Origin of the sequence: Heyndrickxia camelliae, assembly GCF_002844575.1 — a bacterium.
Lineage (GTDB): Bacteria > Bacillota > Bacilli > Bacillales > Bacillaceae_C > Margalitia > Margalitia camelliae.
Genome location: NZ_PIQO01000012.1, coordinates 50885 through 74157, shown reverse-complemented (window position 1 = coordinate 74157; position 23273 = coordinate 50885). Strand labels below are relative to the sequence as shown.

21 protein-coding genes are annotated in these 23273 nt (G+C 38.5%); 8 read left to right on the top strand and 13 right to left on the bottom strand.

The window, feature by feature from the left end; genetic code table 11:
- Positions 1-239 precede the first annotated feature (239 nt).
- Positions 240-1448, top strand: a complete 1209-nt coding sequence (locus CWO92_RS15290; RefSeq protein ID WP_437177558.1) for an alkaline phosphatase — start codon at positions 240-242, stop codon at positions 1446-1448.
- Positions 1449-1649: 201 nt separating this feature from the next.
- On the opposite strand, the gene CWO92_RS15285 is transcribed toward CWO92_RS15290, so the two are convergent.
- Complete coding sequence (locus CWO92_RS15285) at positions 1650-2408, bottom strand: class I SAM-dependent methyltransferase (RefSeq protein WP_101355083.1); 759 nt, start codon at positions 2406-2408, stop codon at positions 1650-1652.
- On the bottom strand, positions 2405-3088 hold the full coding sequence (locus CWO92_RS15280) for an HAD family hydrolase (RefSeq protein ID WP_101355082.1): 684 nt from the start codon (positions 3086-3088) through the stop codon (positions 2405-2407). The genes CWO92_RS15285 and CWO92_RS15280 overlap by 4 nt, the downstream gene beginning before the upstream one ends.
- Before the next feature lie 313 nt (positions 3089-3401).
- On the opposite strand from CWO92_RS15280, the gene CWO92_RS15275 reads away from it, so the two are divergent.
- The 5 genes from CWO92_RS15275 to CWO92_RS15255 are packed head-to-tail and all read left to right on the top strand — an operon-like array spanning position 3402 to position 7729.
- Positions 3402-3944: a helix-turn-helix domain-containing protein gene (locus CWO92_RS15275; protein WP_101355081.1), complete on the top strand. Its 543-nt coding sequence runs from the start codon at positions 3402-3404 to the stop codon at positions 3942-3944.
- Positions 3945-3957: 13 nt separating this feature from the next.
- Positions 3958-5064 (top strand): ABC transporter ATP-binding protein, encoded by a 1107-nt coding sequence (locus CWO92_RS15270; protein WP_101355080.1) that lies wholly within the window; start codon positions 3958-3960, stop codon positions 5062-5064.
- The gene (locus CWO92_RS15265; RefSeq protein WP_101355079.1) at positions 5054-5854 is read left to right on the top strand and encodes an ABC transporter permease; all 801 of its coding nucleotides are present in this window, start codon (positions 5054-5056) and stop codon (positions 5852-5854) included. Before CWO92_RS15270 ends, CWO92_RS15265 begins: the two co-directional genes overlap by 11 nt.
- A gap of 1 nt (position 5855) precedes the next feature.
- Positions 5856-6659, top strand: coding sequence for an ABC transporter permease (locus CWO92_RS15260; protein WP_101355078.1), 804 nt, complete (start codon positions 5856-5858; stop codon positions 6657-6659).
- The gene (locus CWO92_RS15255) at positions 6656-7729 is read left to right on the top strand and encodes an ABC transporter substrate-binding protein (RefSeq protein WP_101355077.1); all 1074 of its coding nucleotides are present in this window, start codon (positions 6656-6658) and stop codon (positions 7727-7729) included. The genes CWO92_RS15260 and CWO92_RS15255 overlap by 4 nt, the downstream gene beginning before the upstream one ends.
- 706 nt (positions 7730-8435) lie before the next feature.
- Here CWO92_RS15255 and CWO92_RS15250 read toward each other — a convergent pair.
- From CWO92_RS15250 to CWO92_RS15225, 6 genes are all read right to left on the bottom strand, one after another.
- Positions 8436-9038, bottom strand: coding sequence for a response regulator transcription factor (locus CWO92_RS15250; protein WP_101355076.1), 603 nt, complete (start codon positions 9036-9038; stop codon positions 8436-8438).
- The gene (locus CWO92_RS15245; protein WP_101355075.1) at positions 9035-10168 is read right to left on the bottom strand and encodes a sensor histidine kinase; all 1134 of its coding nucleotides are present in this window, start codon (positions 10166-10168) and stop codon (positions 9035-9037) included. The genes CWO92_RS15250 and CWO92_RS15245 overlap by 4 nt, the downstream gene beginning before the upstream one ends.
- A gap of 6 nt (positions 10169-10174) precedes the next feature.
- Positions 10175-10912, bottom strand: a complete 738-nt coding sequence (locus CWO92_RS15240; RefSeq protein ID WP_101355074.1) for an ABC transporter permease — start codon at positions 10910-10912, stop codon at positions 10175-10177.
- A gap of 1 nt (position 10913) precedes the next feature.
- Entirely contained in the window at positions 10914-11819 is a 906-nt protein-coding gene (locus CWO92_RS15235) for an ABC transporter ATP-binding protein (RefSeq protein WP_101355073.1), read from the bottom strand.
- Between the two features lie 95 nt (positions 11820-11914).
- Positions 11915-12919, bottom strand: a complete 1005-nt coding sequence (locus tag CWO92_RS15230; RefSeq protein WP_101355072.1) for a nuclease-related domain-containing protein — start codon at positions 12917-12919, stop codon at positions 11915-11917.
- Positions 12920-14266: 1347 nt separating this feature from the next.
- Positions 14267-15319 (bottom strand): YeiH family protein, encoded by a 1053-nt coding sequence (locus CWO92_RS15225; RefSeq protein WP_101355071.1) that lies wholly within the window; start codon positions 15317-15319, stop codon positions 14267-14269.
- Positions 15320-15446: 127 nt separating this feature from the next.
- Between CWO92_RS15225 and CWO92_RS15220 the strand changes: the two genes are divergently transcribed.
- Positions 15447-16325 (top strand): LysR family transcriptional regulator, encoded by an 879-nt coding sequence (locus CWO92_RS15220; protein ID WP_101355070.1) that lies wholly within the window; start codon positions 15447-15449, stop codon positions 16323-16325.
- Positions 16326-16360: 35 nt separating this feature from the next.
- On the opposite strand, the gene CWO92_RS15215 is transcribed toward CWO92_RS15220, so the two are convergent.
- The 3 genes from CWO92_RS15215 to CWO92_RS15205 all read right to left on the bottom strand — a co-directional run bounded on the left by CWO92_RS15215 (position 16361) and on the right by CWO92_RS15205 (position 18917).
- Positions 16361-17350, bottom strand: a complete 990-nt coding sequence (locus tag CWO92_RS15215) for a ketoacyl-ACP synthase III (protein ID WP_101355069.1) — start codon at positions 17348-17350, stop codon at positions 16361-16363.
- 101 nt (positions 17351-17451) lie between these two features.
- Positions 17452-18186, bottom strand: coding sequence for a UMP kinase (gene pyrH / locus CWO92_RS15210; RefSeq protein WP_101355068.1), 735 nt, complete (start codon positions 18184-18186; stop codon positions 17452-17454).
- Positions 18187-18380: 194 nt separating this feature from the next.
- Positions 18381-18917 carry a YceI family protein gene (locus tag CWO92_RS15205; RefSeq protein WP_101355067.1) on the bottom strand — a complete coding sequence of 179 codons (537 nt, stop codon included), beginning with the start codon at positions 18915-18917 and terminating at the stop codon, positions 18381-18383.
- Between the two features lie 446 nt (positions 18918-19363).
- On the opposite strand from CWO92_RS15205, the gene CWO92_RS15200 reads away from it, so the two are divergent.
- The gene (locus tag CWO92_RS15200) at positions 19364-20746 is read left to right on the top strand and encodes a glycine--tRNA ligase (RefSeq protein ID WP_101355066.1); all 1383 of its coding nucleotides are present in this window, start codon (positions 19364-19366) and stop codon (positions 20744-20746) included.
- A gap of 426 nt (positions 20747-21172) precedes the next feature.
- On the opposite strand, the gene CWO92_RS15195 is transcribed toward CWO92_RS15200, so the two are convergent.
- A complete protein-coding gene (locus CWO92_RS15195) occupies positions 21173-22582 on the bottom strand; it encodes an MDR family MFS transporter (protein WP_101355065.1) in 1410 nt (469 codons plus the stop codon).
- A 137-nt stretch (positions 22583-22719) separates the two neighbouring features.
- The gene (locus CWO92_RS15190) at positions 22720-23202 is read right to left on the bottom strand and encodes a MarR family transcriptional regulator (RefSeq protein ID WP_101355064.1); all 483 of its coding nucleotides are present in this window, start codon (positions 23200-23202) and stop codon (positions 22720-22722) included.
- Positions 23203-23273: the final 71 nt, after the last annotated feature.

Sequence of the window (23273 nt, the reverse complement as noted above, 5' to 3'; positions counted from 1 at the left end):
TTAATGGAAGTTTTGGAAGAAAATGCATATAAAAGTATAAATGCTTACATGCTAATGATTTGGTAATTGTTACACGAATGACATGAATCATTAACTAGTTATTTACAGAGTAACAAATTTTTCTTAATATTCCCCCTTTATATTGGTAGATGTAAGCAAACTTCATAAAGGGAGTGAATGATGTGAGGAAAAAAAGGGTATTAGTGAATGCTGCATTGTCTCTAGCTGTACTGTCGGGGATTGGATTCAATCATTTTGCCAGCGCGAAGGAATCTCACAAAAGCCAGGTTCAACCAAAAGCAAAAAATGTCATTATTTTTGTAGGGGACGGAATGGGGGCAGCACATCGAGAAGCGATCCGCTTGGCTACAGTTGGATTAAAGGGTGATCTTGCGATGAATAGCATGCCTGTAACTGGTCTAGTACATACAAGTTCTCTCACTCCTGTTACGGATTCAGCTGCAGCTGCAACTGCCATGGCATCTGGAGTTAAAACCTATAATGGAGCAGTAGGGGTAGACGGAAACAAAAAATCTGTCAAAACCGTTTTAGAAATGGCAGAGGAAGCTGGTAAATCAACAGGCCTCGTTACAACTAGTCAAATAACGGACGCAACACCAGCAGCTTTTGGGGCACATGTGACAGATCGATCAAAACAAAGTGATATCGCTAAACAATATTTGGAAAATAGCAAGGTCGATGTTCTTTTAGGAGGCGGGGAGGATTTTTGGTATCCTGCTGGGAATCCAGGCGCTTTTGAAGATAATCCGGTTAAGGACCCATCTGAACAAAGTAAAGGAACGCAAGGAAATCTTGTGGAAAAGGCGAAACGTCTTGGATATAAATATGTAACGAATGCAGCTGACCTAAAAAAATCAAAAAGCAAAAAGCTTCTTGGCCTATTCGCGAATGAGGAAATGTTTGAACAAAGACCGGAGGGAGAGGGCGATCTTTACAATCCGGCTGTATCATTGCCTGATATGACAAAAAAGGCAATTGACACTCTTTCTTCTAATAAAAAAGGCTTCTTTTTAATGGTAGAAGAAGAGGGGATTGATGAAATGTCCCACGAAAATAATGCCGAGAAAATGATTAAAGCTGGGCAACAACTGGATAAGTCCGTTCAAATAGCTAAGGATTATGCTAAAAAACATCGGGATACGTTAGTACTGGTTGTTGCAGACCATGAATGCGGCGGATTAACGATTGAAGAAGTAAATGATAAAGACGAATCCGGAGATGGGATTTCTAAAGAGGACGGACCATTTAAAGTGGCAAACAGCAATGATAAATTTACAATTGATTGGACCACAACAGGTCACGGCGGTGTCAATGTACCATTGACCGCAATCGGTGCTGGATCCGAATTATTATCAGGATCCTATGAAAATACACATATTTTTGAGGCAGTCAAACAAGCGATGGGGTTAAAGGATAAGCATAAGTAATGAATATTACTATTCGCTACACACACGGGGGACTCCGCTAGGACTCGTGTGTTTTTTTGTTTGGCGTATCCTTTTGAGGTTAGGAGGTTTTTCTACAAAGCTCGGGGGCAGCTAGTAACAGTTGAAAGATTCCGGCAACTTTTCGGAGTTCTTCTAAAGGAAAAAACACCATTAGATATGGTGTTTTTCGATTTTGGAGGTCTATTTCCTCGCTATAATAAAAAATCGATGCTCCTTAAACTCAATAAATCCTTTGTCTTGGATATGTTGATGAATCTGTACTAGCTTGTCAAAATAATTTGGAACAGTAAAATCAGAAATTTGCCAGGGGATGGCTTTTAAATAATAGATTAGTGCCCCTATATCATAAAATCGGGTATACGGAAATTGTTCCATTTTCTTGGTGATGTTAAATCCAGCGCGTTCCAACTCCTGAACAGCATAATTTAGATTCCAATAGGAGTACCCATTATCTTCATTCGCGTCTAAAGCAGCATTTAAATCGATATGATCTTTGCCGCCAACTTGTTGTGTAATAAACTGATGCCCAGGCTTTAGTATTCTGTAAAGTTCCGAAACAGAATAGGATTCATGCCTGTTAATAATTAGATCAAATTGATCATTATCAAAGGGCAAGTGATTATCATCGTTTACCTCTACAACTTTAACTCCTAGTGGTTCTAATCGGTTTCGAGCGATTGGAACATTTGGTTCATACGCTTCGGTTGCAAACGTACTACGAGGAAAAGGCTGTAATTTTGATAGATACTCTCCGCCGCCGGTTCCCATATCAAGAAGGGAATCTGCTTTTCGGATGCTTGCTAAAATTTCACTTGTGTAATTCCAATGCATTGGTTCACTGGCCATTCTTCCAGTATCAGATACGTAGGAAAAATCCCATCCAGAAAAGGGCTTTTCCGCTTCCGTTACAAATAAGTCAAATAAATCCTTTTCGTTCATGTAAGCTCTCCTTCTATCAATTTTATTATCTCTGTAGGGTGCTTTAATTGTGGGAATCCTAAATTTCTATCTTCTATAATCCATTGAGGTTGGAACCATGTTGCATGATAAGCATTCAAACCTACTTTTGCTGCGCCAACCAACTCATTAGAACCGCCATCACCAATGAACAGTGCATCCTTTGGTTTCACCCCGAGATTTTTACAGGCAGTTAGATAAATTTTAGGGTCTGGTTTTGCACATTTTGCCTCGAATGAAAAGATAACATCATCAAAGAATTTAGCTAGTTTGCTAGATTCCCATGCGGTTATCTCCTCGGGGGTGCAATTACTAATTAGGCCAATTCTTACTCCTATCTCCTTTAACAGAGACAAGGCATCAAGAATAGACTGATTTATATCTTGGAAGGGGATGGATTTTGCCTTTATTCTTCCCAACTCAACTAATTTTAGGACCTTTTCATCAATAGGCATTTTTAAAGATTGTAAAATATCTTTTAAAACGCTTTGGTAATTTTCAAATGTTCCATCCATTCTTCTTTCTATACGGTCACTCCATTCTTTCTTGAAGATGTCCTCAGGTATTCCTAGCTGCTCGATACTATGTGTAGTTTTTCTTTTCCCATTTTCCCACTCGGTAATAAGAGTCTCGTACAAGTCAAAAAAGACAGCACGGATCATAGTATTCCTCCTAAGAGTTGATATAAGAAAAGTATTCGATATTCAAGAGGAAGTTACCTGTATGATTTTTTTTAAAAAGTAATTACAACGGATCATTTAATTTATTTTTCCAATTAAGTGGATACAATACAAATAATAAAGACGCTATTACGAGGAAGATTTTTAGCTATTCTAAAAATGTTTTAAAAAGACGATTGTAATTTCATGATTATTAGTTATAATTCATATTGGAAATAGTAAACTTTAAGTTTATTATTTGTAAACTTTATTGACTCCAAGTTTAGTATAAATAAACATGATGGAAGGTCATAGGATGCAATTTGGGAAAAAAATACGGAATCTGCGTTTAAAGAAAGGTTTGACTCAGGAGGAGCTTGGGGAGCGGACTGATTTGAGTAAAGGGTACATATCGCAAATTGAGCGTAACTTAAGTTCACCATCCATTGATACCTTTTTCAATATATTAGAAGTTTTAGGGTGTACCCCAAAGCAGTTTTTTGATGATGAAGAAAGAGATCAAAAAGTGGTATATGGGGAAGAAGACTTCACCGATTATTTTGATGAGGAAAGAGGCTATCATATTCAATGGCTTGTTCCGGAATCAAATGAAAAGGAAATGGAACCGATTTTGCTTACCTTTCAGAATGACGGGGAATTCAAGGAATTTGAACCATCCCTTTCCGAAACATTTGCTTATGTGTTGAAAGGGAAAATAAAGGTGCAGGTTGGCAGAAGAATCTACTATGCCAAAGCTGGGGAAGTGATTTACTTCCAGGCCTCTGATAAGCATCAAATTAGTAATGATTACAATGGAGAATCCGAACTAATTCTGGTTGCAACAGATTCATATTTATAAGGAGGTGTCTTATATGGCAGAACAAACAATTATTCGTTTTGAAGGTGTAACGAAACAATATGATGATGACCCTGCTGTATTAGATGATGTTAGCTTTGAAATTGAGCGGGGGAAATTCTATACCTTACTTGGGCCGTCTGGATGTGGAAAAACAACGATTTTACGCTTAATAGCAGGATTTATAGAACCATCCAAGGGAAATATTTATTTTGATGGTAAAATTATTAATCGCCTGCCTGCAAATCAGCGACAAGTTAATACAGTTTTTCAGGATTATGCGCTTTTCCCACATTTAAATGTATTTGAAAATGTCGCATTTGGCTTACGAATTAAAAAGATGAAAAATAGTGAGATTACAGCAAAGGTCAAAGAGGCACTTCGCTTCGTCAATCTAGAAGGCTATGAGAATCGTGAAATTCGGGAAATGTCTGGCGGGCAAAGACAGCGTGTTGCAATTGCCCGTGCGATTGTCAATGAACCTAAAGTAATTCTATTAGATGAGCCTTTATCTGCACTTGATTTAAAACTGCGTACGGAAATGCAGTATGAATTGAGAGAGCTGCAGCAACGGCTTGGAATTACTTTTATTTTTGTCACACATGACCAAGAAGAGGCCCTTGCCATGTCTGATGAAATCTTTGTTATAAATAAGGGCAAGATTCAACAAAGCGGAACACCGACAGATATTTATGACGAACCGATTAACCGTTTTGTAGCAGACTTTATTGGAGAGTCCAATATTGTATCAGGAAAAATGATTCAGGACTTTGAAGTAGAGTTTGTAGGGAAAAGATTCGATTGTGTAGACCAGGGTTTTACTCCGAATGAGCCGGTTGAGGTTGTCATCCGTCCGGAGGATTTGGAAATTACGAAGAAAGAACAAGGAAAACTACAGGTTCGTGTCGACACCCAGCTTTTCCGTGGGGTTCATTATGAAATTTGCTGTTTCGATGAAGCAGGGAACGAATGGCTTGTTCATTCTACGAAAAAGGCGGTAGTAGGGGATGAAATTGGGCTCAACTTTGACCCGGAAGCAATTCATGTCATGAGATTTGGAGAGACAGAGGAAGAATTTGACAAACGTCTCGAAGCGTATAACGAGGCCGGCCATGAGAAATAGAACGCGAAATATATATTTGATTCCTTATGTACTATGGATTGTGCTTTTTGTAGTTGCTCCCATTGTATTGATTGTATATTATTCCTTTTTTGATATAGAGGGGCATTTTACACTCGGAAACTATCGTCATTTCTTTACGGTCGTTTATATGAGAATGACCTTGAGCTCGTTTTGGTATGCTTTATTGATTACGGTATTTTGTCTGCTTATTTCCTATCCAACAGCTTATTTCTTAACCAAAACAAAACATAAACAGCTTTGGTTATTATTAATTATTTTACCAACATGGATTAACTTACTGTTGAAGGCATATGCGTTTATCGGCATTTTCGGTACGTACGGCACAGCCAATTCACTGCTAAAGTTCTTGGGTATTGGGGCAAAGCAAATTTTATTTACTGATTTCAGCTTTATTTTTGTATCGGTATATATCTTTATTCCATTTATGATTTTACCTATCTTCAACTCTCTGGAAGAGCTGAATCCATCTCTTGTAGATGCTTCACGTGATCTCGGTGCTTCTGCGTGGACCACGTTTAAAAGAGTGATTTTTCCGTTGACGATTGATGGCGTAAAATCCGGTTGCCAAGCTGTTTTTATTCCAGCTTTATCACTTTTTATGATTACGCGACTCATTGCAGGAAACCGCGTTATTACGCTTGGTACCGCAATTGAAGAACATTTTCTTGTTACTCAGGATTGGGGAATGGGTGCAACCATTGCCGTGTTCCTTATCATTTTGATGGCCATCATTATGGCGGTAACAGGACTTCGGAAGCGAGGGATATGATATGAAAAATAAAAAAGCATTTTCCAATATTTATTTAGTCATTATTTTTATTATCCTTTACGCTCCAATCTTCTATTTGATGTTTTATTCGTTCAATAGCGGGGAAACCATGCATGGTTTTAAAGGGTTTACGCTAGATTGGTATAAAGAAGTATTTCAAGACACACGGCTTATTATTATCGTGATTAATACGATTATTATTGCTCTTTTATCGGCTGCCATTTCTACGATATTAGGAGTTGCTGGGGCACTTGCAATCTCTTATGTGAGGAGACGCCAAACAAAAAATACATTGCTAACCCTGAACAATGTTTTGATTGTGAGTCCTGATGTAATTATTGGTGCTTCTTTCTTAATATTATTTACGATTGTCGGTATCAAATTAGGATTTACATCTGTATTGCTTTCACATATTGCTTTCAGTGTTCCAATTGTGGTTATTATGGTGCTGCCAAAGTTACAGGAGATGAGTTCATCATTAATTGATGCGGCAAGAGATTTAGGTGCGAGTCAGTGGCAAGTGTTAACAAAGGTGATACTTCCATTTATCACACCAGGAATTTTCGCGGGCTTCTTTATGGCGCTTACGTATTCTCTCGACGATTTTTCCGTTACCTTTTTCGTAACAGGCAATGGGTTCTCAACCCTATCCGTGGAAATTTATTCACGTGCGAGACAAGGGATTTCCTTATCCATCAATGCACTTTCAACTCTTATTTTCTTGTTTACTATCATATTAGTAATAGGCTATTACTTTATTAATCAACGGAACAATCGCCCTAATGGAACGGGGGTTAAAAAATGAAGTCACTCACTCGTTTTTTTATCATCATTTTCGTTGTATCGTTCGCACTCTTGTTCTTAGTATCGCGTCTAAATGCGACACAAGGATTATCGGGTGGAAATACGTTAACGATTTATAACTGGGGAGACTATATTGACCCAACTCTAATTAAAAAATTCGAGAAGGAAACAGGTATAAAAGTCATCTATCAAACCTTCGATTCTAATGAGGCGATGATGACTAAAATTGATCAAGGTGGTACTACTTTCGATGTAGCTGTCCCTTCTGAATATGCAGTCGATAAAATGAAAAAAGACCATATGCTTATCCCCATTGATAAAGCGAAGCTGCCAAACTTAAAATATATTGATCCGCATTTTATGAACTTATCATTTGACCCAAATAATAAATATTCCATTCCTTATTTTTGGGGGACAGTAGGTTTGGTCTATAACTCTTCCATGCTTGGAGGCAAAAAATTAACGAGTTGGAATGACTTATGGGATAACGATCTTCGCAATAAAATTTTGTTAGTTGATGGTGCTAGGGAAGTAATGGGAATGGGGCTAAACAGTCTGCATTATTCCTTGAACGATACGAATGAAGCGCATCTGCAGCAAGCGAAGCGAAAGTTGGCAACATTGACTCCTAATATTAAAGCAATTGTTGGTGATGAGATTAAGATGCTGCTTGCCAATGAAGAGGCAGCGGTTGGCGTTGTTTGGTCCGGTGATGCCGCAGAAATCATGGATGAAAATGACAAACTTGACTATGTGGTACCTAAGGAAGGATCGAACCTCTGGTTTGATAATATGGTCATCCCGAAAACGGCTAAAAATATCGACGGCGCTCATAAATTTATCAATTTTATGCTTGATCCTAAAAATGCAGCAAAGAATGCAGAATATGTAGGATACTCAACTCCAAATAAAAAAGCGATGGAATATTTGCCGAAGGAAGTAGCAAATGATAAACGCTTTTACCCAGATTTAAATAAAACAGAAAACCTTGAAGTATACAAAAACCTCGGGAAGAAGATGTTAGCTCATTACAATGAGTTATTCCTGGAATTTAAAATGCATCACAAATAGAAAAGCGGATGCGACTGTTCATCGGCGTATGGATTTTGTAGTCGGCGACTGAGATAAAGGAAACACGGTGAGGAACGAGCCGATGTTGACTTATCGAAGGGAGGAGACGGAGAAATCCAGTAGCCGATAGGAGCAGCAGCTAGACAAATAGAAAAGCGGATGCGACTGTTCATCGGCGTATGGATTTTGTAGTCGGCGACTAAGATAAAGGAAACACGGCGAGGAACGAGCCGATGTTGACTTATCGAAGGGAGGAGACGGAGAAATCCAGTAGCCGATAGGAGTAGCAGCTAGACAAATAGAAAAGCGGATGCGACTGTTCATCGGCGTATGGATTTTGTAGTCGGCGACTGAGATAAAGGAAACACGGCGAGGAACGAGCCGATGTTGACTTATCGAAGGGAGGAGACGGAGAAATCCAGTAGCCGATAGGAGCAGCAGCTAGACAAATAGAAAAGCGGATGCGACTGTTCATCGGCGTATGTATTTTGTATCGGCGACTGAGATAAAGTAACCACCAGTTCAACCGCGCGTGTTTATAGACCTAAATGTTGTTTTCCACGAAAGAAAACAGGAGGCTGGGACAAAACGCAGTGAAAATCAAAAAAACGCATGAAATCAAATTCAAAAACCTTGATTTCATGCGTTTTTGCTTTCGTAGATTTCATCAATTTCAATGATTTTTTTACTTATGTCCCAGCCTCTTTTATATCCAACCTTTTTTTTCGGCAATACTAATGGCCTCAATTCTATTCTTGGCTTCTAGCTTTTGCAGAATTTCAGACATATAGTTTCGAACTGTACCAGAGGAAAGAAAGAGAATAGAGGTGATTTCTTTTGTTGTTTTTCCTTCGGCTGCCAGTTTTAAAATTTCCTGTTCTCTTGTTGTTAACGGGTTCTCTTCGCGTAGCATGTCAAACATTAACTCGGGGGAAAAAGTACGTTTTCCGTCTCTTACATTTCGAATCGCACTTGCTAGTTCTTCAATGGAACCATCCTTTAATAAGTATCCATCCACTCCTATTTTCACGGCGCGTTCAAAATAACCAGGTCGGGCAAACGTGGTTAGAATAATGATTTTACAAGTAAGATCCAGTTTTTTTATTGCCGCTGCAACCTCAAGACCACTTTTTAGTGGCATTTCAATATCCATTAAGCAAACATCTGGTTGAAGTTTAATGATGGAGGTTAGGGCTTCCTCTCCGTTCAATGCCTGCCCGATGACTTCCATATCTTCTTCCAAATTTAGCAGGGAACCTAGGGCACCTAACAGCATTCGCTGGTCCTCTGCGATAAAAATCCGAATCAAAAGGCAGCACCTTCTTTCTCTTTTTTTTGTACAATTGGAATGATCAGTTCCAGAACAGCTCCATTTAGATTGGTGATAGAGAGTGTTCCATCGATAAGCGCCAATCGTTCTTCCATCCCTGTTAATCCATTTCCACTCTTATTTGGATGCTGCATACCAATTCCATCGTCTTTAATCATTATCTTAATATTTTCAGTGGTAGGGGAAATAGAAATGAAACAATTCCGTGCCCTGCTATGCTTCACTATATTTGTAGCGGATTCCCGCAAGCACATACTAATAATATTTTGGGCGAGCAAAGGGGTATCTTGTAATTCGGAATCACCTTGAAAATGGTAGGCAATTCCTGCCGCTTGTAAGATCTCTTGTACTTCTGATAGTTCTTCCGTTACTCTGATAGCCCGCATCTGTGATACAAGCTCGCGTACTTGTCTTAATGCAGCCCTTGAAGTTTGCTCAATTTCTTTTGCCTCTGACCGAGCTCGTTCAGGATTAATAGTCGTTAATTTTTCAACGAGCTGACTTTTTAAGGTAATTAAGGACAGGGTGTGCCCGAGCGTATCGTGCAGATCACGTGCGATTCGGACACGCTCTTCTCTTTTCACCAGCTCTTTAATCTGTTCCTTTGCTTGATCCAATTGCATTTCTAGCTCTATTCTCCTATTCATAGACCGCACACCGAATGGAGATATCATCATGACAATAAGAAAAGGTACAAAATATAAGATCTTACTAGGGGTTAAAAGGACGCCGGAAGTAATAATGGGAAGAAACTCTACAATGAATAAGCCTATTAAAGCAATTTTGAACTTCCTCTTATCACTATACCATCCAATAAAATTGGCCGGAAAAAAACCTAGGAATATATAATTTGGATCGTAAAACAATCCAAAAATAAGAATAATTACTAGTTCCGTTGCGACCCAATAAGAATAGCTGCGTTTTTGCATACAAAAGTAAAGCTGACGATACGTGACGAAAAATACAAATAATAAGGCGTATCCGAGTATCATTTTTATACCTGATTCACTAAGTAAAGAGACGGCAGGCATAATAAAATAGATAAGAAAGATATAGGGAAAAAACCCGAATCTTTTCGGAAAGAATCGGAACCCTCTCAGTTTGCCCATACTTAATCACATCGCTTCTTGTTTTCTTCTAATATATTTTGATAGTAGCATGAACAAGACGAGATAGGCTATTAAAATCAAAATATTCCGCCACTCAGGGGCGTTTCCTTGCACAATTGCCCACGCACCATTTCCAAAATTGTAAGATGGCAGCCATTTTCCAATCGTTTGCATGATTTTCGGCATGATTTCCAGAGGCATCCACATACCGCCAGCAACTGCCATAGCCATATAGATCACATTGCTAATCCCAGCAGCTGTTTCCACTCTTCTCATTAAACCAATAAGTGTACCTAATGCAAGAAAAGGAGTCGAAGCAATTAATATCCAAGCGCCACTAGAAATCCATTCTAGCGCAGTTAATGAAACACCATTAATAAGTGCCCCCGCAGTAAAAATCACGATGATAGAAAACAAATGAATAACGGTTTGACCCATCATTTGCGCAGTAAAGTATACCGTATCTGAAAGGGGAGTCAGCCTCATAAAAGTAGCCCAACCATGCTGGCGTTCCTGTACTATCCTAATACCTAGCGTCATAATCGAGGACCCCATTACACTAAATGCTGTCATTGACATTAAATAATGTGCTTGCCACTCAGCTTTGTCCGGTGCTCCAGTGTTTACAACCTTTGTAAAAATAAAATAGAATACGATTGGCATTAGCAAGGACCAAAATACAAAGTAGGGATTTCTTAATACACGTAATATCTCTGCTTTACATTGCAATCGCAATATCTTCATTTTACATCGCCTCCTGATGATTGTTTGTTAACTGCTCAAATGCTTCTTCTAACTTTCCGTTCTCAATTTGTATCTGCTGTGCGCCTACTTTTTCTTCAAAAAGGAGTGCTAAAACTGCATCTGTATCACCCGTTTGAACAATAATTCGTTCATTTTTTTGATAAATATTCGTTACAACGGAATGTTGGTTCAATTTTTCAAATGCTTGGAAAGGATCATTTGTAGTAAACGATACTGCCTGTTTTGCGATTCGAGCCTTGATTTCAGCAGGTGTTCCATCTGCGATAATACTGCCGTTATGAAACAACAAAATTCGTTCTGCCACATCATCCGCTTCCTGTAAATAATGAGTGGTGAAGATGATTGTTTTTCCTTGTGCAGCAAGCTGTTTAATGGTTTTCCAAAAGCGATTCCTCGATGTGATATCCATACCAACAGTCGGCTCATCAAACATAATCAAATCCGGGTTTCCAGAAAGAGCGAGTGCAAAACTAAGCCTGCGCTTTTGCCCGCCCGATAATTTTTCCGCACGCGTTCTTAAATCAGTATCTGTTAGCCCTGTAAGCTGTATTAACTCTTTTAGGGAAAGGGGATTTGGATAATAGTTTCTAATTAACTCCAGTAGTTCTTTGCTCTTTAACCCATTCATTACACTTACTTCTTGTAACATCGTTCCAATTTTTTCACGTACTTTTTTCTCAGAAGGATTCAAACCAAATAATTGGATACTGCCGCTTGTAGGGTGAAGTAATCCCAGTAGCATTGAAATTGTGGTTGTTTTACCAGCACCATTCGGCCCAAGAATGGCAATTACCTCTCCTTTTTTTATAGAAAAGGAAACATTATTTACTGCCTTTTTATCTTGAAATGTTTTCGTCACATGTTGAATACGAACAATCTCCGTCATTTCCGACACCTCCATTACTTATGAGACTATTTTATAATCGATGGATAGCAATCATAAGTAAGGGATGTCATGAATGTCGGATGACAAATGTCATATTAGAGGAGTTTTTTTATTTGGGGGTTATGAAGAAACCAGTTGAAAGATGGGGGATGGTAAAACACGTTATTTCCTCCTTGAGATTTCCGTAAGGTAGAAGTTGATAATAAATATGCGGCTGCACAACGATTGGATAGAAGTGTAAAATCCCTAAATTGTTTATTGGTAATGTTTGAATCATATAAAAGGAAGTACTCTAACAGTGCTTGTTCATGAGCTGTTTTCGAATGAAGTTTGCATCGTGGGCAAAACCAGGTTCCGTGTTTGCGATTCATAGTTGTTGTTGGACATTTAGGGCACAACACCCCTTTGATTAAGTCCTCCTCATGTAGTTCAAACTTTTTAAGAATATGGGTTTCCGGTGGTGAGTGGTTATCAAGAAGTGTTTTGCATAATGAATTTATTTGCCTTGTGCTAAGGTATTCTGTTTTGTATCGAAGTTTTATTTTTTCTATTTTGTTAATAACCCCTTCAGCTTGAATTACCTTATCGTAAATAGAATGATCATCATAAGCGGATTGTATAATAGTGGTTGGAAATGCGATAGCTACAAAGTGTTCAATCGGAAGGGAAGGGAACTTATATTGTTTCAACCATCTTTGAAGTAATAGGCGATGTCTAGCAACTTGTAGAATTGGGTTAGGGAATCCTTCTTCTTTACCATTATAAGTTCGGATACACTGTTCGGATCTTGAATCAAAAATGAGGGTACCTGCAATATTTTTGGATTCAATAATAAGGGAAAAGCGGGGTGATAATATAAAACAATCAATCTGGAAATCAACATTTTGAATGTTTAATCGAAGGTCAAAGAATATTTGATATTCATAATCTGGGAGGAAACTCAAGAAATAGCGTAAATTCTTTTCTCCTCGGTATCCTGCAAGTTGCCTAGCATAATCTGTTTCCACTATCGCTCTTTTAGGATGGTGTTTTGGTAAACGCTCTAACAAAGCGTAATCTTGAAGAACTCTTATCGGAATGGTTAAATCTTTCTTTATCAATCATGAAACCTCCTTTTTAACATTTAATTTCCATGAATTGTAGGGAAATTCCTGCTAGTTTCTTTAATTTATTTGAATAGAGAAGGATGAGTGTTGATAAAAGAGGGGGAAATGTGAAAAAAAGCTAGGAACCTGGTGAAAAATCCTTGGAAGGTGATGAAAAGTAGAAGCGAAGTGATGAAATCAATGTGAGGAGGGGAAAAAAGAGGGGGAAGTGTATAAAAAGCTAAGGAACCTGGTGAAAAATCCTTGGAAAGTGATGAAAAGTAGAAGCGAAGTGATGAAACCAATGTGAGGAGGGGAAAAAAGAGGGGAAAGTGTGAAAAAAGCTAAGGAACCTGGTGAAAAATCCTTGGAAAGTGATGAAAAGTAGAAGCGAAGTGATGAAACCAATGTGAGGAGGGGAAAAAAGTGGGAAATGTGAAAAAAAGCTAGGAACCTGGTGAAAAAACCTTGGAAGGTGATGAAAAGTAGAAGCGAAGTGATGAAACCAATGCGAGGTGAGGAAAAAAGAGGGGAAAGTGTGAAAAAAACTAAGGAACCTGGTGAAAAATCCTTGGAAAGTGATGAAAAGTAGAAGCGAAGTGATGAAACCTATTTGAGATGTAGAAAAAAGAGGGGGAAGTGTGAAAAAACCAAGGAACCTGGTGAAAAATCCTTGGAAAGTGATGAAAAGTAAAAGCGAAGTGATGAAACCAATGTGAGGTGTAGAAAAAAGAGGGGAAAGTGTGAAAAAAAGCTAGGAACCTGGTGAAAAAACCTTGGAAGGTGATGAAAAGTAGAAGCGAAGTGATGAAACCAATGCGAGGTGAGGAAAAAAGAGGGGAAAGTGTGAAAAAAACTAAGGAACCTGGTGAAAAATCCTTGGAAAGTGATGAAAAGTAGAAGCGAAGTGATGAAACCTATTTGAGATGTAGAAAAAAGAGGGGGAAGTGTGAAAAAACCAAGGAACCTGGTGAAAAATCCTTGGAAAGTGATGAAAAGTAAAAGCGAAGTGATGAAACCAATGTGAGGTGTAGAAAAAAGAGGGGAAAGTGTGAAAAAAAGCTAGGAACCTGGTGAAAAATCCTTGGAAGGTGATGAAAAGTAGAAGCGAAGTGATGAAACCAATAAAAAGAGGGGGGAAGTGTGAAAAAGCTAAGGAACCTGGTGGAAAATCCTTGGAGAGTGATGAAAAGTAAAATGGAGGTGATGAAATCCCATTAGGTGAGAAAAAGAACCCTGCGGAAAAATCATGGTTAGGTAATCAAAATATTCCCATGACAGTGAAACAAGATAAGTGAATTTACTATAAACCAAAAAAACCGATACCCACGCACTCCCTGTGAGTATCAGCTTTACTCTTCACTACAACGCAGCGACCAGATATGTTACCACCGACAATACTATGGAAGTGATGACCATTGCGATCAGTGGTTTTAATGCTTTGGTACGTAAATCCTTAAGACTAACGTTGAGCCCCAGTCCTACCATTGCAGCGGTTAACAGCCATGTTGTAGCGATGGAAACACCATTCATTACCCCTGCAGATACAGAAATAGAATGACCGAACACATAGCTTCCTAAAATACTTAAAATAATAAATCCAACTAAAAACCATGGGAATTCAATTTTTGCATCGTTTCGTCCTTCGCCTTTGCTTTTGCGGTTCATCCAATACATAAAGATGAAGCATAATGGAACTAGTAAGAATACACGACCTAGTTTCGCCAGTAAGCCAATTGCAAGTGCATCTTGACCACCCGGAGCGGCAGCTAAAGCAACCTGAGCAATTTCATGAAGACTTGTTCCGGCCCAAGCTCCGTATTTGTCGGGGCTAAGAGGTAAAAATGGACGTAAGATAGTATATACAATGGCAAATATTGTTCCAACAAGAGCGATAATCCCTACACTAATAGCGGTATCTTCATCTTTTGACTTAACGATGGGAGCAACAGCAGCAATTGCCGCCGCACCGCAAACTCCAGTTCCAACCCCTAACAATAGCGAAATCATTTTTTCTGCTTTCAATAATTTTGCCAACCACATAGTCAATAGAATGGCAAAGGCAATTACACATGCATCGCGAAGCAGTAGTCCTAATCCATCGTGTACAACAACATCGATATTTAGCTTCAATCCATATAAAATAATTGCAACCCGTAAAAGTCTTTTCGAGGAGAAGGTAATTCCTTTCCGAATTAATTCGGGATAACCAAAAAACTGTCTATAGATAATAGCGATAATAATCGAGCAGGCTAATTGCCCGATATGATCAAATCCCGGAACCTTTGCAAGAAAAAATCCTAGAAGGGCGATGAAAAAAGTAAACACAACGCCACCAATCCATAGCCCGAAACCAGAAGGAGATCCTTGTTTTTTTGGTTCTTCCGTTAGTAAATTAGCTTGTTCTGAACTCATTCTTATCATCTCCTGTTTGCCTTTTAGTAACTTAAGGATATAACACATTCATAAATAAGAAAAATAAATCATTATGATAGTCATCATAAGTAAATTTATATAATAGAGTGTGGAAGGGGGAATGGTAGTGGACCAGTATTTGCAAGTTTTTGTCACAGTAGTAGATAAAGGGAATTTTTCACGTGCAGCGGAGGAACTTCATATGACACAGCCCGCTGTGAGTCAGTATATTCAGACACTAGAGAGGGCGGTTGGTGCTCGCCTTCTAGAGCGTACAAATAAATATGTACGTTTGAATAAAGCGGGGAATGCGGTTTATCATCACGCTAAGGAAATTTTAGGGCTTTACACTAAAATGCAAAGAATTGTGGATGATCTTACCAATAAAGCGAGTGGTATTTTAACAATAGGATCAAGCTACACGTTTGGGGAATATGTTCTTCCACATATTATGGCTAAGTTGCAGAGTAGCTATCCTGATATTGAACCGACGATTACCATCGCTAATACAAAGGAAATTGCAGAGTCAGTTGCCAATCATCAGCTAGACGTTGGAATTGTAGAGGGGCATTTTAAGGAAAAAAATATAAGAGTGGAGAAGCTTGCTGAGGATTCCATGTTTGTCGTGGCTGCTTCGAAACATCCTTTAATTAATAGAGAAGATTTAGAAAAAGAAACATGGATAGTGCGTGAACCGGGATCAGGGACAAGGGAAGCACAAGATGCGTTTTTTCAAAAGCTGAACTTTACCCCAAAAAAATTAATGGAGTTTGGAAGCACGCAGCTGATTAAAGAATCAGTAGAAGCGGGGCTTGGAATTAGCCTGCTTTCCAATTGGACCATTCAAAAAGAGCTTTTATTACAATCCTTAAAGATCATTGAGATTAAAGGGGTTCCTATTAAACGTGAATTTTCGGTCATTACAAGGACACCTTTCCAAACAAAGGCTTTAGAGGTATTTTTACAATTATTACGGGAAAACACCTTTATCCCTCATCAGAAATAGAGAGGATGTCTCCTTATGGAAGACATCCTTATACATTATTTATCATCTAAATCCCAACGGATGATATGACCCAAATGTGTTAGTCCGCTGCCAAATCCATACAACATCATTATATCACCATTTTTGACTTTGCCTTCCTTTATCCCTAGGCCCAAGGCAAGAGGGATGGTAACAGAAGAGGTATTCCCCAAAAACTCCGAACTTGTTAATGTTTTCTGTATCGGGATTCCGGAGCGTTCGCAAACTGATTCAATCATTCTGATATTTGCGCTGTGTGGAACAAACCAATCAATATTATTAAGATTCATTTCTGCTTTTTGCACCAGTATATCAATGGAAGGCGGGAGGGTCCTGGACACCCACTTATAAACCTCACGGCCATTTTGAACGATTTTTCCATCAGCTTTTAAAGGGAGATCGAACATAGTAGTAGCTAGATTACTACGGTAAACATGAATGCCGCCTTCACCATTTGTTCCCATGTGGGTAGCGATAAAACCTGGATTAACTTCATCTTTCTCCACTAAAACGGCTCCAGCACCGTCCCCGAATAAGATGCAAGTGGAACGATCCGTATAATCGGTTACCTTTGTTAATGTCTCCGTTGCCACAACTAATACCTTTTGGTGTAAGCCTGAAGTGATAAAGCTGTTAGCCACATGCAAAGCATACGTAAAACCTGCACAAGTCGCATTCAAATCAAAGGCACCTGTATGAGGAATATGAAAGTAGTCTTGTATTTGGCATGCAACACTCGGATAAACATAGTCCGGTGTGGTAGTGGAAACAACGATACAGTCAACGTCTTGCAAACTTTTATCATATGTTTCCATTAAATTTTCAATCGCCTTACATGCAAGTGCCGATGCAAATTCACCTTCGCCCGAAACTCTTCTTTCCTTCATGCCAGTTCTTTGAACAATCCATTCATTGTTTGTATCAACCATTTTCTCCAGATCTTCATTTCGCAATATTTTATCCGGTACATACGTTCCAATGGCCGTTATACGAGCTGTTGAGTTCATAAGATATTCACCATCCTATTTTACTATCTAATGATAATAACTAATACTAGTACCAGGTGCTAAATTTGTCAATAAAAAAATAGACCTGTTATTCAACAGATCTACATCAAAGTAGTTTCTCCATGACTAATTAACGTACCAAAATGCTGTCCCATGCATATTTTCTTCATTACACCAATTTCATCAAAATTAAAGACATGTACTGGTAATTGATAGTCGCGGGCAAGTAGTAATGCAGACTGATCCATCACCTTTAAATTGTGTTGGACAACATCATTATAGTTAAGATGGGAGTACATCTTTGCGTACGGTTCTAGTTTCGGATCACCGGTGAAAACTCCATCAACTCCTTGTTTCGCAACAAGAATTGCTTCGCAGTTAGTTTCCAATGCCCTTTGGACGCTTGGATAATCGGTAGTTACATAAGGCTGCCCATTACCACCTGCAAAAATAACTACATACCCTTTATCTAAATGGTTCATTGCTTTTAGACGAATATACGGTTCGGCAACGGTGGTAACAGGGATGGAGGTCATGACTCTTATCTCTTTATCGGTTTTGCTTTTTAAAACACCCCTTAGCATCAGACTGTTAATGATTGTTCCAAGTGTACCTATATTATCAGCTTCTACACGGTCAATGCCCCATTCATCTGCAAGCTTGCCCCTAAAGATATTTCCTCCTCCTACCACGATGCATACTTCCATTCCTAATTGAACAACAGATAAAATCTCATTAGCAATGTGTTCCAAACGGCTGGATTCGAAATTATTGCCGCTTTGATCTGCAAGTGCACCACCGCTGAGTTTCAGTAAAACCCTTTGATATTTCGCCAAATAAAGCTCCCCCTTCGTTTAGACAAATAAAAAGGAGCAATGGCTAATGCCTTGCTCCTGAAATAGTAAGAAGAAATGGAATTTGAAAAGAATTTTTCACTTTCATACGATCCACTCCTTCCCTTAATGGATAATTTCACTTATTTGATTATACGAAATAATTAATCAATTAGCTAATACTTTTTTAAAATTTTTTATGCTTCTTTTGCCGCTTCGATTTCGATATTGATTTTAATGTCATCGCCAACAAGAACGCCGCCTGTTTCAAGTGCTGCATTCCATGTTAAACCATAGTCGCTGCGTTTTACTTTTCCTTCAACACTGAAGCCGATTTTTTCTGCACCGCTCATAGGATCCTTTGCAACACCTTCGAATGTAACAGTGAATGTTTCTGGACGAGTTACGCCATGAATGTTCATATCCCCTGTTACAGTGTACTCATCATCATCTTTTTTCGTAATGCTTGTTGCTTTAAATGTCATTGTAGGGAAGTTTTCTACATCAAAGAAATCTGCAGATTTAAGATGGCCGTCACGATCAGCATTACGTGTATCAATGCTTGCAACATCAACCGTAAAGTCAATGCTTGCGGTAGTTAAGTCAGCAGGATCTGCTGCGATTGCTGCATTAAAGTTATGGAATGCTCCTTTAACTTTTGATACCATCATATGTTTCACAGAAAAATCAATTGCACTATGTGTTGCGTCTACTACCCATTTGATTTTTGTCATTTTAATTACCTCCATATTATGAAAAATATAATTTTATCCAACTCATATTGTGATGAAATGCTCATCAAGTAACTTTATGTAAGTAAGTATAATATCTTGAGTCCAAGAAGTCAATAACATTTTGAATTCAAAATAATTTTTTTCCTTTTTCCTGGACATTGACTTCCTCGAAACCATCTTGTAATATAATCATTAAAAATAATAATTATGACGTTGAAGGAATTATAGTAGCTAAGGGATTATCTTTTAAGCGAATTGGGGATGGTGAAAGCCCAATAAGAGACTTAGTGAAACGGCGATCTGGAGTCATACATTGGAAAGTGGATACGTAATTTGCGTATCAACTGGGGTGGAACCGCGTGAGCACAGCTCTCGTCCCCAGACTCTCAAGAGAGTCTGAGGATGAGAGCTTTTATTATTTTTACATTAAAAAGGAGAGATTTACGATGAGTGCAAACATGGAACAAGTTGTTTCCCATGCCAAACATAGAGGCTTTGTTTTCCCAGGATCTGAAATCTACGGAGGATTAGCTAATACTTGGGATTACGGTCCGTTAGGTGTGGAATTAAAGAATAATGTAAAAAAAGCTTGGTGGAAAAAATTCATACAAGAATCTCCATATAATGTAGGTTTAGATTCCGCAGTATTAATGAATCCAAGAACTTGGGAAGCATCTGGTCATATCGGTAATTTCAATGATCCAATGATTGATTGTAAAAATTGTAAGGCGAGACATCGTGCAGATAAATTAATTGAAAATGCCCTCGAAGAAAAAGGCATTGAGATGGTAGTAGATGGCTTACCATTTTCTAAAATGGAAGAGCTTATTAAAGAGTATGACATTGCTTGTCCTGATTGCGGAAGCAAAGATTTTACAGGCATTCGTCAGTTTAATTTAATGTTTAAAACTTTCCAAGGCGTAACAGAATCAAGTACGAATGAAATTTTCCTACGTCCAGAAACCGCGCAAGGTATTTTTGTTAACTTTAAAAATGTACAAAGAACAATGCGCAAGAAGGTTCCGTTCGGTATTGCGCAAATCGGTAAAAGCTTCCGAAATGAAATTACACCTGGTAACTTCACATTCCGTACTCGCGAATTTGAACAAATGGAGTTGGAATTCTTCTGTAAGCCAGGCGAAGAACTAAAATGGTTTGATTACTGGAAGGATTATGCGAAGAAGTGGCTCTTATCATTAGGAATGAAAGAAGAAAACTTACGTCTTCGTGATCATTCAGAAGAGGAATTATCTCATTATAGTAATGCAACAACGGACTTTGAATATAAATTCCCATTCGGTTGGGGAGAGTTATGGGGCATTGCATCCAGAACTGATTTTGATTTGAAGAGACATATGGAGTACTCCGGTGAGGATTTCACATACCATGAGCAAGAAACAAATGAAAGATATGTTCCATATTGTATTGAACCATCTCTTGGTGCAGACCGTGTGACACTTGCTTACTTAATTGATTCTTATGAAGAGGAAGCGTTGGAAGATGGCACATCCAGAACCGTAATGCATCTACATCCAGCTTTGGCACCTTATAAAGCAGCGATTTTACCACTATCAAAGAAATTATCTGATGGTGCTAGAGAAATATTTGGAGAACTTGCGCAAGATTTCATGGTTGATTTTGATGAAACAGGCTCTATCGGTAAACGTTATCGACGTCAAGATGAAATCGGAACACCATTCTGTATCACTTATGACTTCGATTCTGTGGAAGACAAAATGGTTACAGTAAGGGATCGCGATACAATGGAACAAACCCGACTTCCAATTAGCGATTTGAAAAAATTCTTAGAAGAAAAAGTTCAATTTTAATATTAAACACACTTCCCCGAGGTGGCTCAGACTGTAAACAAATAGGGTTTCAGAACTTGTACCAAGTTTTGAAACCCTATTATTATATGTTCTTGGCTCTTTTCTTAAACTTTATTGCTATTTACATATGAGTAAAAATCGGCAGTAGGATTTTTACGGTAATTTTCTACAATCAAATGAAAAATGGAATGTAGAAAAGAGTGCGAATCTTATCCATTTCAAGGATTATATACTTATACCAAAAGCAACAATCTTGGTGGTTCGGAGAATTTCCAAAAGAGGAGTGAAAAGTTTACAAAACTATTAGGCATTTAGAATGTTTCCGACTGTCGCTCACAGCTCCAACAATATAGCATACGTGAAGATTGTATGAAATCTTCATCTAAAAAGGAACCTGTGCTCCAATATTCTAGTGCAGGTTCCTTTTTATGCATTCTTTTTATGTGTGAGGAAAAGACTAGGGATGAAGATTAGCGCAAGGACAATGGCGGATATGAAGAATCCGGCATGATAGCCTCTTAAGTTACTGGAAATACTTGGCTTTAATCCTTGTGTAACAGTTGCGACAATGGTCGCGATGGCAGCTGAGCCAAAGCTTGAACCAAGGTTTTCAATAATATTAATACCGACACCCGCTTCAGGAAGTTGTTTGCTGTCGAGTCCTGTATAAGCGTCACTCGTCAACGGAAGCATAATTCCTCCGAAACTGGTTCCACGGATAAACAATAAGATGGAAATCCAAATCATATTTGTTTTATCGGTGACAAAGATAAGCGGAATAGTACCGATAAGCGAAAGCATAAGGCTTACTATAACCACGTATTTCGCACCAATTTTATCAATCATTTTTCCAATCATTGGTCGAGTAACAAGCATGCCAACTCCTTGCGGGACTAACGCAAGCGCTGCCTCACTTGAAGTAAAATGACGGAAGTTTTGAAAGAAAAGTGGAAGTATTAACATTGGTCCCATGACAGCTATGTTGGCTAAGAATAAACCGCTGCTGGCTGCTAAGAAGTTCTTGCGTAAAAATAAATTCATCGGAAGCACGGTTTGATTCTTTCTAATTCGATTGTATATCAGATAAATTACTGCCAAAACAAAGCCAATACCCACCCATAAGATTGTTTGGCCATTGTTAAAGGATGCATGGTCCGTTGCCCTCGTAATGCCGTAAATCATTGACGCACTCATTATGGATAAGACGGTAATCCCAAAAATATCGAGTTTACTATCTTTATTGAATGGTTTAAAGTCAGGAATAGTTTTCATCATAAATGGTGCAGCAATGGAAACGATGATTACGTTGATGAAGAAAATCCAATGCCATGATGCACCTTGAACGATTAAGCCCCCGATTACAGGTCCTAAGATTGGGCCGAAGATCATTGGTGTGCTGACGATTGCCATAACTCTTCCCAGATTTTCCGGGCCTGCGGTTTTAACCAAGAGTGTCGACATAAGCGGGGTAATAATACCAGCACTAAATCCTTGAAGCAAACGGAAGAAGATGAAGCTGGAGATGTCCCAACTAATTCCAGCAAGAATAGAAATCACACCAAAGGCGATGACAGCGCCGACGAATACTTTCTTCCCGTTAAATTTGTTCATGAGCCATCCAGATATTGGAACTGCAATCGCAAGGGCTAAAACATAACCTGTAATAGACCACTGGATGATATCCAATGTTGTGTTGAAATCTCTAGTTAGTTTATTGATTGCGATGTTCACCATTGTTGAATCAAGCATTGGAGCAATTGCTCCTAGTGCAATAGCCCAGGCAGCCGTGAGAATTTCTTTTGGCAATCCCGGTTTCTTTACTTTATCTATGGACATATTATTCTCCTCTCGTAAGTGAAAGTTTGTTTCCTTGTCAACAAAAAGATAACAATATTTTGTTTCTTTGTCAACAAAATATCAACGATAAAAAATGCAGCCTATTCTCAATAGAGTTCGGCTGCTGGTAATTTTCATTATTCCAATTTATTCGGCTTAATATCTACACCAAGTTTCTGAATTTCTGTATCCAAATGCCTACTATACTTTTCCACGAAGCTAAGGATACTGTCAAATTGTTCTTCAGTTAACTGCTCAAACACCGCTTTATCCCGCTCTTGAAACTCTCTGTGCAGTTCCTCGTGGATTTTGTTAATTTTTTTCCCTTGCTCGGTAAGCCTAAAATAGATCTCTTTCTTGTTCTCCGGCTTTTGGTAGCTTTCGATTAAGCCCTTTTCTATAAGCTTCTTAGTTAATTTACTTATAGCACCTCTAGTCATATAAAAGGACTCCGCAAGTTTTGTCACGTTGGAATCTACATTTTTTCCAATGTATTCGATACAATGTACCTCAGAAGGCTTATAACCCTTAAGACTATCTTCCATCTTAGGCTTATTAAGCCAAACCAACTTGTTTAATAAGTCCCTGAAACCCAATATGATCTGTTCCTGTTTATTCATGGCCTGTCCTCCCACCCGTTGGTGCAGTGACAATATTATATTAAATTATTGTTTCCGTTTCTACAATATTA

Coding starts and splice junctions, on each gene's coding strand:
- CWO92_RS15215 (WP_101355069.1), bottom strand. CDS start 17,350: ATGAACTCAACAGCTCGTATAACGGCCATTGGAACGTATGTACCGGAT.
- CWO92_RS15245 (WP_101355075.1), bottom strand. CDS start 10,168: ATGGGCAAACTGAGAGGGTTCCGATTCTTTCCGAAAAGATTCGGGTTT.
- CWO92_RS15225 (WP_101355071.1), bottom strand. CDS start 15,319: ATGAGTTCAGAACAAGCTAATTTACTAACGGAAGAACCAAAAAAACAA.
- CWO92_RS15285 (WP_101355083.1), bottom strand. CDS start 2,408: ATGAACGAAAAGGATTTATTTGACTTATTTGTAACGGAAGCGGAAAAG.
- CWO92_RS15275 (WP_101355081.1), top strand. CDS start 3,402: ATGCAATTTGGGAAAAAAATACGGAATCTGCGTTTAAAGAAAGGTTTG.
- CWO92_RS15270 (WP_101355080.1), top strand. CDS start 3,958: ATGGCAGAACAAACAATTATTCGTTTTGAAGGTGTAACGAAACAATAT.
- CWO92_RS15190 (WP_101355064.1), bottom strand. CDS start 23,202: ATGAATAAACAGGAACAGATCATATTGGGTTTCAGGGACTTATTAAAC.
- CWO92_RS15200 (WP_101355066.1), top strand. CDS start 19,364: ATGAGTGCAAACATGGAACAAGTTGTTTCCCATGCCAAACATAGAGGC.
- CWO92_RS15240 (WP_101355074.1), bottom strand. CDS start 10,912: ATGAAGATATTGCGATTGCAATGTAAAGCAGAGATATTACGTGTATTA.
- CWO92_RS15255 (WP_101355077.1), top strand. CDS start 6,656: ATGAAGTCACTCACTCGTTTTTTTATCATCATTTTCGTTGTATCGTTC.
- CWO92_RS15265 (WP_101355079.1), top strand. CDS start 5,054: ATGAGAAATAGAACGCGAAATATATATTTGATTCCTTATGTACTATGG.
- CWO92_RS15205 (WP_101355067.1), bottom strand. CDS start 18,917: ATGACAAAAATCAAATGGGTAGTAGACGCAACACATAGTGCAATTGAT.
- CWO92_RS15260 (WP_101355078.1), top strand. CDS start 5,856: ATGAAAAATAAAAAAGCATTTTCCAATATTTATTTAGTCATTATTTTT.
- CWO92_RS15280 (WP_101355082.1), bottom strand. CDS start 3,088: ATGATCCGTGCTGTCTTTTTTGACTTGTACGAGACTCTTATTACCGAG.
- CWO92_RS15235 (WP_101355073.1), bottom strand. CDS start 11,819: ATGACGGAGATTGTTCGTATTCAACATGTGACGAAAACATTTCAAGAT.
- CWO92_RS15195 (WP_101355065.1), bottom strand. CDS start 22,582: ATGTCCATAGATAAAGTAAAGAAACCGGGATTGCCAAAAGAAATTCTC.